This window comes from Halolamina sp., assembly GCF_036626355.1.
Classification (GTDB): Archaea; Halobacteriota; Halobacteria; order Halobacteriales; family Haloferacaceae; genus Halolamina.
In genome coordinates this window covers 1-13,992 of the sequence record NZ_JAZKRY010000038.1, presented here as the reverse complement: position 1 = coordinate 13,992, position 13,992 = coordinate 1, and the positions used below count along the sequence as shown (strand labels likewise).

Annotated in this window: 15 protein-coding genes; 6 read left to right on the top strand and 9 right to left on the bottom strand. The window is 66.6% G+C overall.

Annotation, left to right across the window (positions count from 1 at the left end):
* Positions 1-29: 29 nt before the first annotated feature.
* On the bottom strand, positions 30-425 hold the full coding sequence (locus tag V5A38_RS07745; RefSeq protein WP_332325184.1) for a hypothetical protein: 396 nt from the start codon (positions 423-425) through the stop codon (positions 30-32).
* Between the two features lie 43 nt (positions 426-468).
* Positions 469-1,587, bottom strand: coding sequence for a pyridoxal phosphate-dependent aminotransferase (locus V5A38_RS07740; protein WP_332325183.1), 1,119 nt, complete (start codon positions 1,585-1,587; stop codon positions 469-471).
* A gap of 233 nt (positions 1,588-1,820) precedes the next feature.
* Here V5A38_RS07740 and V5A38_RS07735 point away from each other — a divergent pair, with 233 nt between their 5' ends.
* The 3 genes from V5A38_RS07735 to V5A38_RS07725 are packed head-to-tail and all read left to right on the top strand — an operon-like array spanning position 1,821 to position 4,458.
* Positions 1,821-2,861, top strand: a complete 1,041-nt coding sequence (locus V5A38_RS07735) for an ABC transporter substrate-binding protein (protein WP_332325182.1) — start codon at positions 1,821-1,823, stop codon at positions 2,859-2,861.
* On the top strand, positions 2,858-3,703 hold the full coding sequence (locus V5A38_RS07730) for an ABC transporter permease (RefSeq protein WP_332325181.1): 846 nt from the start codon (positions 2,858-2,860) through the stop codon (positions 3,701-3,703). Before V5A38_RS07735 ends, V5A38_RS07730 begins: the two co-directional genes overlap by 4 nt.
* Positions 3,691-4,458 (top strand): ABC transporter ATP-binding protein, encoded by a 768-nt coding sequence (locus tag V5A38_RS07725; RefSeq protein WP_332325180.1) that lies wholly within the window; start codon positions 3,691-3,693, stop codon positions 4,456-4,458. The genes V5A38_RS07730 and V5A38_RS07725 overlap by 13 nt, the downstream gene beginning before the upstream one ends.
* Before the next feature lie 2 nt (positions 4,459-4,460).
* Here V5A38_RS07725 and V5A38_RS07720 read toward each other — a convergent pair whose 3' ends face one another.
* On the bottom strand, positions 4,461-4,610 hold the full coding sequence (locus V5A38_RS07720) for a hypothetical protein (protein ID WP_332325179.1): 150 nt from the start codon (positions 4,608-4,610) through the stop codon (positions 4,461-4,463).
* Between the two features lie 88 nt (positions 4,611-4,698).
* Here V5A38_RS07720 and V5A38_RS07715 point away from each other — a divergent pair, with 88 nt between their 5' ends.
* Positions 4,699-6,063: a DEAD/DEAH box helicase family protein gene (locus V5A38_RS07715; protein ID WP_332325178.1), complete on the top strand. Its 1,365-nt coding sequence runs from the start codon at positions 4,699-4,701 to the stop codon at positions 6,061-6,063.
* Between the two features lie 6 nt (positions 6,064-6,069).
* On the opposite strand, the gene V5A38_RS07710 is transcribed toward V5A38_RS07715, so the two are convergent.
* Entirely contained in the window at positions 6,070-6,471 is a 402-nt protein-coding gene (locus V5A38_RS07710) for a hypothetical protein (RefSeq protein WP_332325177.1), read from the bottom strand.
* Positions 6,472-6,704: 233 nt separating this feature from the next.
* Between V5A38_RS07710 and V5A38_RS07705 the strand changes: the two genes are divergently transcribed.
* The gene (locus V5A38_RS07705) at positions 6,705-8,240 is read left to right on the top strand and encodes a DUF790 family protein (protein WP_332325176.1); all 1,536 of its coding nucleotides are present in this window, start codon (positions 6,705-6,707) and stop codon (positions 8,238-8,240) included.
* Between the two features lie 18 nt (positions 8,241-8,258).
* On the opposite strand, the gene V5A38_RS07700 is transcribed toward V5A38_RS07705, so the two are convergent.
* The 5 genes from V5A38_RS07700 to V5A38_RS07680 form a co-directional block, all read right to left on the bottom strand.
* Positions 8,259-8,801 (bottom strand): hypothetical protein, encoded by a 543-nt coding sequence (locus V5A38_RS07700; protein ID WP_332325175.1) that lies wholly within the window; start codon positions 8,799-8,801, stop codon positions 8,259-8,261.
* A complete protein-coding gene (locus V5A38_RS07695) occupies positions 8,801-9,757 on the bottom strand; it encodes an RsmB/NOP family class I SAM-dependent RNA methyltransferase (RefSeq protein WP_332325174.1) in 957 nt (318 codons plus the stop codon). The genes V5A38_RS07700 and V5A38_RS07695 overlap by 1 nt, the downstream gene beginning before the upstream one ends.
* Positions 9,758-10,113: 356 nt before the next feature.
* Entirely contained in the window at positions 10,114-10,710 is a 597-nt protein-coding gene (locus V5A38_RS07690) for a GNAT family N-acetyltransferase (RefSeq protein WP_332325173.1), read from the bottom strand.
* A 61-nt stretch (positions 10,711-10,771) separates the two neighbouring features.
* Positions 10,772-11,233 carry a cytidine deaminase gene (cdd, locus tag V5A38_RS07685; protein WP_332325172.1) on the bottom strand — a complete coding sequence of 154 codons (462 nt, stop codon included), beginning with the start codon at positions 11,231-11,233 and terminating at the stop codon, positions 10,772-10,774.
* Between the two features lie 52 nt (positions 11,234-11,285).
* The gene (locus tag V5A38_RS07680) at positions 11,286-11,453 is read right to left on the bottom strand and encodes a hypothetical protein (protein WP_332325171.1); all 168 of its coding nucleotides are present in this window, start codon (positions 11,451-11,453) and stop codon (positions 11,286-11,288) included.
* A gap of 329 nt (positions 11,454-11,782) precedes the next feature.
* Between V5A38_RS07680 and V5A38_RS07675 the strand changes: the two genes are divergently transcribed.
* Positions 11,783-13,876 (top strand): hypothetical protein, encoded by a 2,094-nt coding sequence (locus V5A38_RS07675; RefSeq protein ID WP_332325170.1) that lies wholly within the window; start codon positions 11,783-11,785, stop codon positions 13,874-13,876.
* The last annotated feature ends 116 nt before the right edge of the window (positions 13,877-13,992 follow it).

Here is a 13,992-nt window from a genome sequence, read left to right as displayed (position 1 = left end):
TCGTACGGCGGCCCACCGGGGGTGGCCGTTCAGACCGACACCCCCCTTTCGACGATTTCCCGGAGAGACGCGCCGACGCCCCCGAGCACGGCGCCGGCGACACAGCTCATCGGGATGGCGAAGATGGCGCCGATAGTGGCAAACAGTGCAGTCGTGATCGCGACGTCGATCTGCCACCGGAAGGGGAGCTGCGGGAAGAGGAAGAACCGGCCGATAGCGAGCACGAACACCCCGAGTAGATAGCCGCCGCCGATAGCCGCGACCCCCTCGAACGCTTTCGAGTCCGTCGAGCGGCTGAGAAATCCGGCCACGAGCGGGCCGACGCCGGCGAACGCGGCGAACTGGAACGGGAGTCGCCCGAACCACGTGATCGCGATCGCGGCCGTCGTGAGCAGGATGCCGACGGTGATCGCACGGTTGTCCATACACGCCCCTTCGGCTGAATGGAATTAACCGTTTGCCACCCAGTTATCTGACCGCCTCGGCCGCCTCTGCCATGATATCCAGCGCCTCGTGAATCTCTTCGGTGCTCGTGGCGTAAGAGATTCGGGCGTCCCCTTCGCCGTGCTCGCCGAACGCCCCGCCGGGGACGACGACGACACCCCGCTCGATACATTCGTCGACGAACCCATCGGGCACTTTTGGCATGACGTAGAACGCGCCCTCGGGCGTGGGGACGTCGAGGCCGATGTCGGTGAGCCCGTCGACGACGATGTCGCGGCGCGTTTCGAACGTCTCGACCATCTCCCCGACCACGTCCTGGGGGCCGGTGAGCGCCGCTTCGGCGGCGAACTGCGCGGGCGCGGAGGCACACGCCTGGATATACTGGTGGACCCGAAGCATGCGCTCGACGCGCTCCTCGGAGGCCGCGACCCAGCCGAGTCGCCAGCCGGTCATCGAGTAGCTCTTCGAGCAGGCGTCGACGACGACAGTCTGTTCCGGTGCGAACTCGGCTGGCGAGCGGTGGGTTCCGTCGAAGACGATACGGCCGTACACCTCGTCCGAGATGCAGAGCACGTCGTGCTCCTCGGCGATACGGGCGAACGCCCGGATGTCCTCGGGCGGGGAGACCGCACCCGTCGGGTTGCCGGGGCTGTTCACGACGAACGCGGCGGTGTCTTCGGTGATCGCGTCCTCGACGGCAGCCGGGTCGAGCGTCAGGTCGTCACGGAGCGGGACCGGCACTGGCTCCCCGCCGGCGAGTTTTGTCAGGGCGTCGTAGGCGACGAAGCCGGGATCGGGGATGATGACCTCTTCACCGAGACCGACGTGGGCCTCCAGCGCGATGTGGAGCGCTTCGCTCCCCCCGGCGGTGGCGATGACCTGGTCAGGGTCGTAGGAGAGCCCGAGGTCCCGTTCGTGTTTGGCGACGATGCCTTCACGAAGATCGAGAACCCCTTTGTTCGCAGTGTAGGCGTCGGTTTTCCCGGCCTCGATAGCCTCGATCGCCCCGCGGCGGGCGTGCTCCGGGGTCGGGAAATCCGGCTGGCCGATGCCGAGGTTGATGGCGTCCTCGCCGGCGGATTCGAACACTTCGCGGATGCCAGAGATGGAGATCGCCTCCACCCGGTCGGAGAACTGGGGCATACACGGTGACGGGCGGGGAACCCCGTTAACAGTTGCCTCTCACGCGCCCCGGATTCTCGGCTAGAGCCGGCAATATACTCTGTTTCCTCCGACTACTGTAGAATGTCTATATCCACGATAGAGGCAGTACGAAACATAGTTGCGCAGGACACTCTCTAAAAGATTCGTCACGGACAGGCGAGGTACCTGCCACTGCCGGGCGGGGCTTACGTTCGACCCACGTACTGGGGGTGATGAGCAATCGGACCGGTAAGGGTTTCTCACGGCGTGACGTGCTGAAAACGAGCGGGACAGCGACGACACTCGGGCTGGCCGGCTGTGTCGGCGGCGGCGGAACAACCGAACTCAGCGTGGCCTACATGCCCATCTACCCGGACATGCAGCACTTCGTGATGGAGGGCGAGGGCTACTACGACGCCATCGACGCCGAGGTGTCCGCCGAGCAGTTCAGCGACGGCCCGAGCATCGTCCAGGCGTACGCGACCGGCGACTACGACGTGGCGCTGTTCGGGGTCGTGCCGGCGATGATCGTCATCGACAAGACCGGGTTCGCGAAGGTGACCGCGGCCAACATCCAGAATGCGATGAAGGTCCTCGCCCGCGACGAGTTCGCCTCGATGTACGAGCAACACGGCGCCGACGCCTTCGGCCGCTGGGAGGAGGAGAAGGGCGAGAAGTTCATCTTCGGGACGTTCCCGCCGGGCTCGGTGCCGGATATCCTGCTGCGGTTCTGGCTCGAGCAGGAGCTCGGGCTCGACCCCGAGGCCGACGTGAACATCGAATCGCTCGGCGGGGCCGGGCCGGTTCGGCAGGCGCTCGCCGCGGGCAAAATCGACGGCACCTCGATCATGGAGCCCGTTCCGACCATCGCCAAGCAGAAGCGGATGGGCTACAGCTTCATCGCCTGGGCGGGGGAGTTCATGCCGGGGCAGCCTGCCGCGGTGACGATGATGCACGACGACCTGCGCACCGACCGCCCCGAGGTCGCGAAGTCGTTCCTCGAACAGCATATCCGCGCGACGGAGTTCATCGAGTCGAACCCCCAGAAGACGGCCCAGCACGCCAGTAACGCCATCGGCTCGGAGGTGCTGACTGTCGAGACGGCCCGGAAGGCGCTCGACTCCCGGGCGTCGGACTTCATCTCGAACACCCACAAAATCGAGTCGGGAACCGAGACGTTCGCGAACTACGCCAACCGACTGGGGAAGACGGAGGCGAAGCTCACCGTCGAGCAGATATTCGACTATAGCCTCTACGACGACGTCGCCGAATGAGCGGGGAGGAACGCGCGGGCGGGCGGGCGCCGGGTATCGGCCGCGGTGCGTCGACGGGGCGCCAGCGGGCGGTTCGCGGCGCGCTCGGAACGGCAGCGTTCCTCGCCGTCTGGCAGCTCGTCGCGTCCCCGCTCCCGACCTACCTGCTCCCGACGCCGGTCGAGGTTGCCGCGGCGTTCCTCCGCCAACTGCTGCAGAGGGCCGTGTATTCGCTGCCGTTCGTCGGGGGAGACGTGACGCTGCCCGCACTGGTGGCGCACCTGCTGCAGAGCCTCCAGCATTACCTTCCCGGTCTGCTCATCGGGTCGACACTCGGGGTGGCGCTGGGCGTCGTCGTCGGCTGGTTCGTGGTCGTCGACGACGCGCTCACGCCGGTCATCCGGGTGCTCCGGCCCATCCCGCCGCTGGCGTGGGTGGCGTTCGCCATCATCTGGTTCGGCATCGGCCACACCGGCGCGACGTTCATCGTCTCCATCGGCGCGTTCTGGATCACGTTCTACAACGCGCTGAGCGGCGTCGAGTCCGTCGACGCGGCGCTGCTCGAATCCGCCGCCAGCCTCGGTGTCCACGACCACCCGACGATACTCCGGAAAGTGGTGCTGCCCGCCGCGAGTCCGAGCATCTTCACCGGACTCCGGACCAGCATCGGCCAGTGTTGGATGATCGTCGTCGCCGCGGAACTGGTCGGCCCGCCGGGCGTGGGCGAGGAGATCCTCATCGCCGCCCAGAACCTCGCGCTGGACGTGAGTATCGCCTACATGCTCGTCATCAGCGCCGTCTTTCTGGCGAGCGACGCCGCGTTCCGCGCCGTCGAGACGGAGGTGCTCGCATGGCGGGCGTGAGCGACCCCGCGGGCTCGCCGAAAGTCGTCGTCGACGACGTCGGCAAGCGCTTCGAAGGTCGGCAGACGGTGCAGGCGCTCGAGGGCGTCTCCTTCGCCGTCGAGGACGGGGAGTTCGTCTGTATCGTCGGCCCCTCCGGCTGTGGGAAGACGACGCTGTTCCGCATCATCGCGGGCCTGGAGACGCCGACCAGCGGCGAGGTCCGACTGGCCGGGAAACCCGTCGTCGGCCCGGGAACCGACCGCGGGATGGTGTTTCAGGAGTACGGGCTGTTCCCCTGGCGCACCGTCGCCGGCAACGTCGCGTTCGGCCTCGAACAGCAGGAGCTCTCGACGGCCGAGCGGGACGACCGGGTCGAGGAGATGCTCGAGCTCGTCGGCCTCACGGAGTTCGCCGACGCCTACCCAAAAGGGCTTTCGGGCGGGATGAAACAGCGTGTCGGCATCGCTCGCGCGCTCGCGGTCGACCCCGAGACGCTGCTGATGGACGAACCGTTCGCCAGCGTCGACGCCCAGACCCGCGGGATGCTCCACGATGAACTGCTCTCGGTCTGGGAGGAGACCGGCAAAACCGTTCTCTTCGTCACTCACAACGTCGAGGAGGCGGTGACGCTGGCCGACCGCATCGTGGTGATGGCACCCAGCCCCGGTCGGGTGCAAGAGATCGTCGACGTGACCCTCGACCGACCGCGCGAACGAACCGAAGAGGCCTTCGCCGAGCGTGTGGAGTACGTCCGCGGCCTGATTAGCGAGTAGCGCTACTCCGCCCGTTCCCGAAGCGTCTCGATGTGGCTCTCCAGCAGTGAGAGCGCCGCGTCGGCGTCCATATATCCCTGTTCGTACTCGCCGTACACCGTGTCGGTCTCGTCGAGGAACTCCGCGACCGCGTCGTCGAGATCGTCGCTCATACCTGCCATTGCGGCGCCGTCGGGGTAAGCCGTTCCCTTGGACGACGACACCCGAAATCCACAAACGCCGCGCCTGTCTAATCAGTCCATGCCGCTCACGCTTCGGTTCGAGGACGGGACCATCCGGGTCGTGAACGACGGCGACGAGGACCCCCCGTTCGCGTCCATAGCTACCGAACTCGACGTTCTCGAAGCTGACGAGCGCAGCGGTGGCTATCGAGCCCCCGCGTACCGGTACCACCGGCTCCGCGAGGCGCTGGCGGAGCGGGGTGTTACCCACCAAGACCAGGTGTTCGACACCGAGAGCCTCACACTCTCGACACAGTACCAGCTTCGGGAGTATCAGCAGGCGGCGCTGGACGCCTGGCACGACGCCGGCGACCACGGGGTGCTGGAGCTGCCGACCGGCGCAGGCAAGACCGTCGTCGCCATCGCCGCCATGGTCGAGCTGGGCGTGCCGACGCTGGTCGTCGTCCCGACCATCGACCTGCTGAACCAGTGGCGCCGAGAGCTGCAGGCGGAGTTCGACACTCCAATCGGGCAGTTCGGCGGCGGCGAGCAGCGCCAGGAGCTGCTCACCGTCTCGACGTACGACTCCGCGTATCTGAAGGCCGACGAGGTGGGCAACTCGTTCGACTTCGTGGTTTTCGACGAAGTGCATCACCTCGGCGGCGAAGGGTATCAGGAGATCGCGCGCCTGCTCCCGGCGCCCGCGAGACTCGGACTGACCGCGACGTTCGAGCGCCCCGACGGCGCTCACGAGACGATCGCGGAGCTGGTCGGCCCGAAGGTGTACGACCTCGGCGTCGACGACCTCGCCGGCGAGCACCTCGCCGACTACGACATCAAGCGAGTGGAGGTGTCGCTCACCCCCACGGAGCGCGAGCGCTACGAGGAAGCACAGGGGACGTTCGTCGACTACCTCAAGCGTTCGGGCATCTCGATGAGCCGGGGGAGCGATTACCAGGAGCTGGTCAAACGCTCCGGGCGCGACCCGGAGGCCCGGCAAGCGCTGCTGGCCAAACAGCGCGCCCGAACCATCGTCCGGCAGGCCGACAACAAGCTCTCCGAGCTGGCGACTATCCTCGACCGCCATCGCGAGGACCGGATCATCCTCTTCACCGCGAGCACCGAGCTGGTCTACCGGCTCTCCGAGCGGTTCCTCCTGCCGGCCATCACGAACGAGACAGGTGCTGCCGAGCGCCGGGAGATCCTGGAGCGGTTCCGCTCGGGGGAGTACTCCCGTGTCGTGACCGCGAACGTACTGGACGAGGGCGTCGACGTCCCGGACGCCAACGTGGCCGTCTTGCTCGCCGGCTCGGGCAGTGAACGTGAGTTCACCCAGCGGCTTGGCCGGGTGCTCAGACCGAAAGCTGACGGATCACGGGCGCTACTCTACGAGCTCGTGAGCGCCGAAACTGCCGAGGAACGCGTCGCCGACCGGCGACGATAAGCCCGCTCACATCTCACTCGCCCAGCCGTACGTGAGGCTCCCGTTCCCGGCCCATTCGTCGTATTCCACCTCGAAAACCAGTTCGAACGCCGCTTCCGTGTTCCCCGCGAGTGAAACCTCCTGAGAGACCTCGTACTCGGTGTCGTCGACCGTCGCAGTACCGACAAGCGTGTCAGTCCGACGCGTGTCAGCGGTGTTCTCGACGACGACCGACAGCACGAGGAAGCCCTCTTCGTCCTCGCCGACGTCGGAGCCGACGATACGGAGCCATCGCTCTCGCTCTCCCGCCTCCGGTTCCCCGCCTCGCGGCGTCGTGGGTGGGTTCCGCGGCCCGGACTCGTCGCGAGCGCTCGTCACACAGCCCGCGAGCACCGCGGGAGCGAGCGCGAGCACACCGCGTCGCTGCATAGCAGTAGCTGCCGGGGGGAGACAATCAACGTTCCCCTCCGTGGCGAACAGGCGGCAGCCGTCGCCCCACAGGGGGGTGCCACGCTACTGTCCTGGCCCACCTGCGGCCTCACTCAGACGATAGCGAGGGTGGTCCCGTTCTCCTTCTTGAACTTTCGGTCGGGAAGGAGAGCTACAGCTTTGCAAACCGCCCCTCCGGCGGGGTTTTAGGCGACCACCGCCTACCCAAGCACATGCTGCGGAAGGAGCATCTCCGCGTCTCGCGGGCTGGAGGCGGCTATCAGCTCCAGTTCATCGATGCGGGGGACCGGGCGCTCGCGGCCAGCCTCCTCGGGGTGTTCCAGGGTCACGTTGGCGAGCGGCGTGGGGTGCTGCGTGACGCGCTCGATGAGGCCGAACGGGAGGCGGATTCGTTCAAACTCGTCCGCGGGCTCGCGGCGCTGCTGGAACGCGAGGCGACGTTCGAAACGCAGGCTGCGGTCCCGCCGCGGCGAACCCGGCGAACTGTGTTCGAGAGCGCGGAATCGGTGTCGGTTGTCGACGAGGAGGAGCGTGCGGCCGCGCTCTCGCGTGCGGCCGACCGCCTGGGCGTGGAGCCCAAGGCTGTCGAGCGGTCGCTCTACGCTGACCGGGCGCCCAACCAGGTAGTTGCCTCGTTCGACCCGCGCTGGGGCCCCGAAGCACTACTGGAGCAGTACAATCTCTCGCTGGCTCAGACGGCCCTGTTCGATGCCACCGAGGTCCGGGTCCGCTGCGCCGAGCCGGCCGCCCTCGTCAGCGCTGTCAAGCGGCTGGGGCTGATGTACGAGGTCCGGAAAACCGACGAGGGGCGCGAGTTGGTCGTCACCGGTCCGGACTCGCTGTTCCGCTCGACCCGACGCTACGGGACCGCGTTCGCCCGGCTGCTGCGCTCCGTGGCGAAAACGGCCGACTGGCGCCTCTCGGCCACCATCGACGACCGGGGGCGCGAGCGGGAACTGGTGCTCACCGACGCTGCAGTCTCGGTTCCTGGCGTCGAACCGGTTGCGGAACCGACCTACGACTCGACCGTCGAGGCCGAGTTCGCGGCGTCCTTCGAAAGCCTCGACACGGACTGGTCGCTCGTCCGGGAGCCCGAACCACTGGAGACCGGCAGCCGCGTGATGATTCCCGATTTCGCCTTCGACTACGCGCCCGCGGGTGCCGCCGAGGAGTCTGTGGCCGAGCGGTTCCGCGTCTATTTCGAGATTATGGGGTTCTGGACGCCGGAGTACGTCGAGAAGAAGCTTGCCCAGCTCGCGTCGGTCGAGGCCGTTGAGCTCCTCGTCGCCGTCGACGAGTCACTGGCCGCGAGCGAGGCCATCGAAGCCCGGGACCACCGAGCGATTCCGTACTCGGGGTCGGTCCGGGTCAAAGACGTCGTCGACGCCCTTCGGGAGTTCGAGTTGGACCTCGTCGCCGACGCGGCTGATTCGCTCCCGGATGAGCTGGCGCCAGACGCCGACGCAGTCGCGCTCTCGGCGCTCGCCCAGGAGTACGGCGTCTCCGTCGACGCGATCGAGGGGAAATCGTTTCCCGAGCACAGACAGGTCGGGCGCACACTGGTGCGGCCGGCGGTGCTCGAATCGCTGGCAGTGGAAGTCGAGGACGAGATGGCGCTCTCTGAGGCCGCGGAGGCGCTATCGGCATACGGACTCACTGATTCCTCAGCGGCACTCGCCGCGCTCGGCTACCGTGTCGAGTGGGACGGGCTGAGCGGCGGAACGGTTCGGAAGAAATCGGAGCAGTAAGCCGGCTGTTGGGGACCGCTATTCGTTCTCCTCCTCGTCCAGCACTGCAAGTTCCTCCTGGTTTCCCTTCGGCACTGTCGAGCGGAGTTCGCCGTAAACGTAGAGCCCCACCCCGATCGGGGCGAGTTCGCCGCCGAGTTCGTGGGCGGCGACGAGATAGCCCCAATCGCCCTCCCAGCGGTCGATATCCTGGTCGTGGCCGGCAGCGAACGCCGCGGCCTCACCGGGCGATAGCTCGATGACGTTCTTGGACGCGTCGGCTGCAAAGCGCTGGACGCCCGAGGTGGTGGGCTTCCAGTGCTCCTGACGCGTGCGGAGGACCGTGATGCCCAGCCCCTCGGCGTCGACGGGTGAGGGGAGGTCAGCGCTGAGCGCCCAGAGCTTTCCGGCGCCCTTCTCCCAGAACGTCACGCCGTCGAACCTCTCCGGCGGGACGCCGAAGCGCTCCTCCCACCAGTCGAGCACCTCCTGGCGGGACGCGCGGCCCGACACCTCGCGGTCCTCGGGCGTCGTCGGCAAACGGTCGAACCGCTGGCCGTCGTTATCGGAGTCGTCAGCCATCAGGCGCCCACCTCCTCGTCGGCGGCACTGTCCGCCGTCTCTGTTTCTCCACCGTCGCCGCCGACACGGAGTTTGGCGACGAAGAAGCCGCCGGTGTCGTTGAAGTGAGGATAGACCCGGTGGGCCTTCGTCAGCGAGTCGTCGAACTGCTCGTCCTGCCACTCGGTGAGTCCCGCCGTGGTTTCGAGCGGTGCGTCCCACTCCACGAGCTCGCAGCCCTCGACGTCGAGCACGTGGTCGACGACGCCCTCGTTCTCCTCGGGCGCGAAGGTACAGGTCGAGTACACCACCTCGCCTCCGGGTCGAGTCAGTTGGACCGCACGGCGGAGAATCCCCTTCTGGACGCCGACGAGCCCCTCGACGTGATTCATCGACCAGTTGTCCAGCGCGTCGGGGTTCTTCCGACAGGTGCCCTCACAGGAACAGGGCACGTCGGCGACGACGCCGTCGAACGCAGTCACACCGTCCAGCGCGAACGTCCGGGCGTCGCGGTTCGTGACGACGACGTTGCTCACGCCGAGGCGCTCGGCGTTGTGGCGGAGCGCGGAGATACGGCCGAGATTGTTGTCGTTGCCCACGAGGATCCCGGAATCGTCCATCAGGTCCGCGAGGTGGCAGGTCTTGCTCCCCGGTGCTGCGCAGCTATCGAGCACCCGGTCGCCAGAATCGGGATCGAGCGCGAGCGCCGGGAGCGCCGACACCTCCTCCTGGCCGTGGAGCCAGCCGTGCACGTAGGGCCAGGTAGTCCCGGGCGACCCACCGGGGAGCTGCAGCAGGCGGTCGTGCCAGTCGACCTGCTCGTAGCTGACGCCCTCGCGATCGAGCGCAGCGCGGACGCGGTCGGGGTCGGCCTTGATGCCGTTGACGCGGACCACCGAGGGGAGCGGCCGGTCGCAGACGTCGCGGAAGGCCTCGTACTCGTCGACGAGGGGCTCGTACCGCTCGAGCGGGTTCATTATCTGGACTCCGCGGCCGTGACGCTTGTCGGTTTCGGAGCGCCTGCGTCGGGTCATCCCGATTCGAGCCCGCCACGCACGACCGCTCCCGCTTTTCAGGCGCTGTCGGCTCGAATTGGAGCCACGGCACACGTCCGAGTCGTCGACGACGGGATCACGCTCACTGATCCAACGCTCATCGAGGGGTTTCCGGACGCTGGCCTGGTCGGCACAATCCTCGCCGAGCACGTGGCGGACGCGATTCAGGGGGGAAAACAGCGCCTCGCAAAGTAGATGCGGGAGGGCGGCGAGGCGAGCACGGAGACGGTGCCGATTCAGGTGTTCCAGAGCGGGGGCGCATGCACCCCAGCAGAGCCTCACTCGCCGCCCGTGTCGTACTTGTACGTCGCCTCCTCGGGATCGATACCGAAGTCCTCGGCCGACTCGATGGGCTCCTCGCCCTCCTCAGCCCCCGCAGGTCCGCCTTTTATTGCGTTTTTGAACCGTTCGCGTAGCTCAGCCGGCATCTCGAAGGCGTCGGTTCCGACTGCAAGCGCGACGACGTCCTCCCCGATGGCCTCCTGCTTCTGGTCGAGTCGCTTCTCGATGACCGGCGGGAGCGACTCCTCGACGCGCTCGAAGCCGAACTGTTCGAGATACTCGTCCTGGTCGGTGATGACGTACACCACCTCGAACCCCTCGCCGGCAGCGGTGTCGATCAGCCGCTCGACGACGTGGGCGCCGACCCCCTGCCCGCGCCACTCCTCGACCACGCCAATGCCCGTGAGCTCGCAGACGTCGCCGTCGTCAGTGTTGTGAACTCGATAGCGGCCAAAGCCCGCCCGCTCGTTGGTCTCCTCGTCGACGGCAATAACGTAGTCCCGTGAACGGAAGGCCGCCTCGTCGAGACCCATCGACTCGATCTCGTCCAGCAGCCACGCTTCGTCCCGGTTGCGTGCGTCGCGGACGTACATGGTGGTGGCTATGTGGTGGGCCGGGATAATGGTTGCCGCGACGGGGCTATCGGAGCGAGCGCTACTCCCCGGCAGCGTCGTCGCCGGCGGCGCGCTCCGTCGGGTCGACACCGAGCATCTCGGGTGTGATAGTGTCGGGAATGAGCTCGCCGAGCCGGTGTTCGGTCCACTCGCCGTCACCCTCGTCGCAGTAAACTGGGATGTCCTCGTCGCCGAACTCCGCAAGCGTCTGTCGACACATCCCACAGGGGGTGACGCCGTCGCGGGCGCCCGAGCTGACGGCGACCCCGACGATCGACCGATGACCGGCCCGGACGGCGCTCCCGACGGCCACTTCCTCGGCGTGCAACGAGTTGCTATAGTTGGCGTTCTCGATATTGCAGCCAGTGAACACGGAGCCGTCCTCCGTCAGCACGGCGGCGCCGACGGTGTACTCCGAGTAGGGGACGTACGCGGCGTCGAGGGCGCCCCGTGCCTGCTCGAGAAGCGCTGCGGGGTCGACCGCTGGAGAACCTTCGTCCATACGCTCACTCCGGCGACTCCAAACTTCAAGGGGTCGAAACGGTCGAGAGGGCTCAACCGCTGAATCGGGTGGTCTCGGTGCCACACTCCGGACAGTGGAGGACCCAGCCCTCGCCGTTGTCCATGCGTTCGCTCTCCCAGCGGGTTACCTCCCCACAGCCGGGGCACCTCTCCTCGATAACTGCGCTGTCACTGTCCTTTGGTGCGCCGAGTGCGAGCACGCGGCAGGGCTCGTCGCCGACGGCGACCGCACGGTTCCAGCGGTTCTCCGGAACGAAAAACAGCTCGTCGGCTCCGACCGAGAACTCGCCAGCCGGCGTCTCGATCCTGCAGTTCGCCCGCGAGGACGTAGAACGCCTCCTCGTGGTCGGGGTGGCGGTGGAGTCGGTGTGTCACTGCAAAAAAGCCACAACCTTCGGCGTGGGAGGCAGACCTGTCACAGCCGTGACGACCAGCGAAGCATTTATGCCTCCAGAATCAAGACCGATAGTTAGATGCGGATCCTGGGCACAGCCGAGGAGCCGACCGCACACGCAGGGGGCTGGGACTCGTGAGTATCGATATCGCGCCACGAGGGACCAGCCTCCACGTCACCGACAGCATCGAGCAACGTCAGTGCGTGCTTCGGACGCCGACGCCGGCGACCGCCGAATCGGTCGCTGGCGAAACGTTCTCTTTCCCCGTCGACGCCGCGGCGTCACTCGACGTGGGGAGCGTGACCCTGGGGAACTACGTACCGACGTTCGTCAGAGACGGCGCCGGCGATATCGTCGCGGAGATCGACCGGTTCGACGAACGCTCCTTCGAGTCGGGTGCGTATCTGGTCGAACTGGAGCAGCCAGTGAAGCTGTATCTCCGAGTGCGGGGCGCACTGGAGATCGAGACCACCGGGATGACGACGACCATGGAGACAGACGGTGCGCTCTGGGTCGGCGCGCGCTCCCGGCACAACCACCCTGCAGGAACGATTACGACGACCGGCGAGCCAGAAGAGCTGATGCAGGTGGTATCGGCGCTCTCCTCCTCGCTGAAGACAACGTCACCGGAGCGCTCCTACCCGACGCTGCGTGGCCACCCACCCGAAATCGAGCTTGGCGACGAACTCGAGATTCCCGACGGGATGGAGCCGCCGGGAGCAGGCGTCCATATCGAAGTGCCGGCCCAGCGGCAGTTCATCTACCCCGTCGCCTCGCTCGCGTTCTACCTCGGTGCGGAGCTCGTTCCGGGGGCCACACCCCGTATCGTCGGAGAGCACGGGTTCAGCTACCGGCTCGACAGCCCTGGCGGGTTCGAACAGCGAGTCGAACAGACGCTCAAACAGCTTCTGTTGTTCGACTGCGTCACCCGGACCGAGGGGTTCTACGAACTGGCGCTTGCCGAGCGCGAACAGGTCGACGAGCTGGTCGACCTCGACTGGGCAGCCCTGTACGACAGCTCGCTCACCGAGCAGCTGCGGGCGTATCTCTCGGTGCCGTACCGGCGAATCGCCGACTGCGTTCCCGAGTGGAAGACGGCCGGCTACATCGCGCCGACGCCGGAGAACGCCGAGCTCCTTCCCTTCCTCGTGGACGACCTCGCGACGATTCGGCGGCCCGCAGGCAAGACGGTCTCCGCATCGGAGGCCCAGAGCACCGCGCTGTTCGACTTCGCCCGGGGCGCGAGTGAGGCCATCCATCCCCGCGTGGGCGAACTGACACGGAGCACGGAGTCAGCACGGGGACCCACGGCCGAGGAGCCGATGAAGACGCTGATCGAAACCGAGTCGACCGACGCCTTCGAGACGGTCTGGGCCGATGACGGGATGCCGGTTGGAGCCACCAAAGCCTCGATAGAGGCCTACCGGAACGGGCTCAATCACACACCATCCGAGGAGATCGGTGTCACGGTCGTTGTCAACGACGATGGGATGGCCGACGAGGGCGCCGTCGCCAAGGAGGTCTACGGCGACGACTCCGAGTTTCCATTCGACCTCCGGGTGTACCGGAACCTGACGACCGACCGCCTGCAAGCGGTGCTGGAGACCGAACGGGAGTTCCTCCACTACGTCGGCCATATAGAGGCCAACGGGTTCAAATGCTCAGACGGCCTTCTGGACGTGCGCGATCTGGACTTCGTCGGTATCGACGCGTTCTTCCTCAACGGCTGTGTCTCGTACGATCAGGGGATGGCGTTGCTTGAACGGGGCGCCGTCGGCGGTGTCGTCACGGTGACGGAGGTCATCAACAGCGGCGCGACGCGGGTCGGGAAGGCGATGGTGAAACTCATCAACCACGGGTTCCCGCTTCGCGCGGCGCTCTCAGTGGCCAGCGAGCGGTCGTTCGTCGGCGGACAGTATTCGGTTGTTGGCGATGGGGATATCGACGTCCTGCAGCGGATGGACCTCGCGGCGTCAGTGGTCGAAGTCGAGAAAGAGGACGACGGATACGCAGTCTCGACGCTCGTGTACCCCACTAACGACCTCGCCCCGGGCTCTTACAGCAAGACGGTGTTCGATCCCGATAGACAGTACTACCTCACACCCGGACGGATCGGCCAGTTCACGGATTTCGACAAGAAAGGGCTGCTCCATCTGCTTCGCGAGTCGGGGGACATCATCCGCTACGACGGTGATATATCTAGTGCGGAAAATACCGTGTTGGAGTAAACATCGACAAGCGGCGAGTGTGAAAACAGTCGGACGACTTACGGACCCGAGCCGGTCATCGCGGCCGCTGCACTACCAGCCTGCGACAGGAACAGCATCATCGTGAACAGGACGCC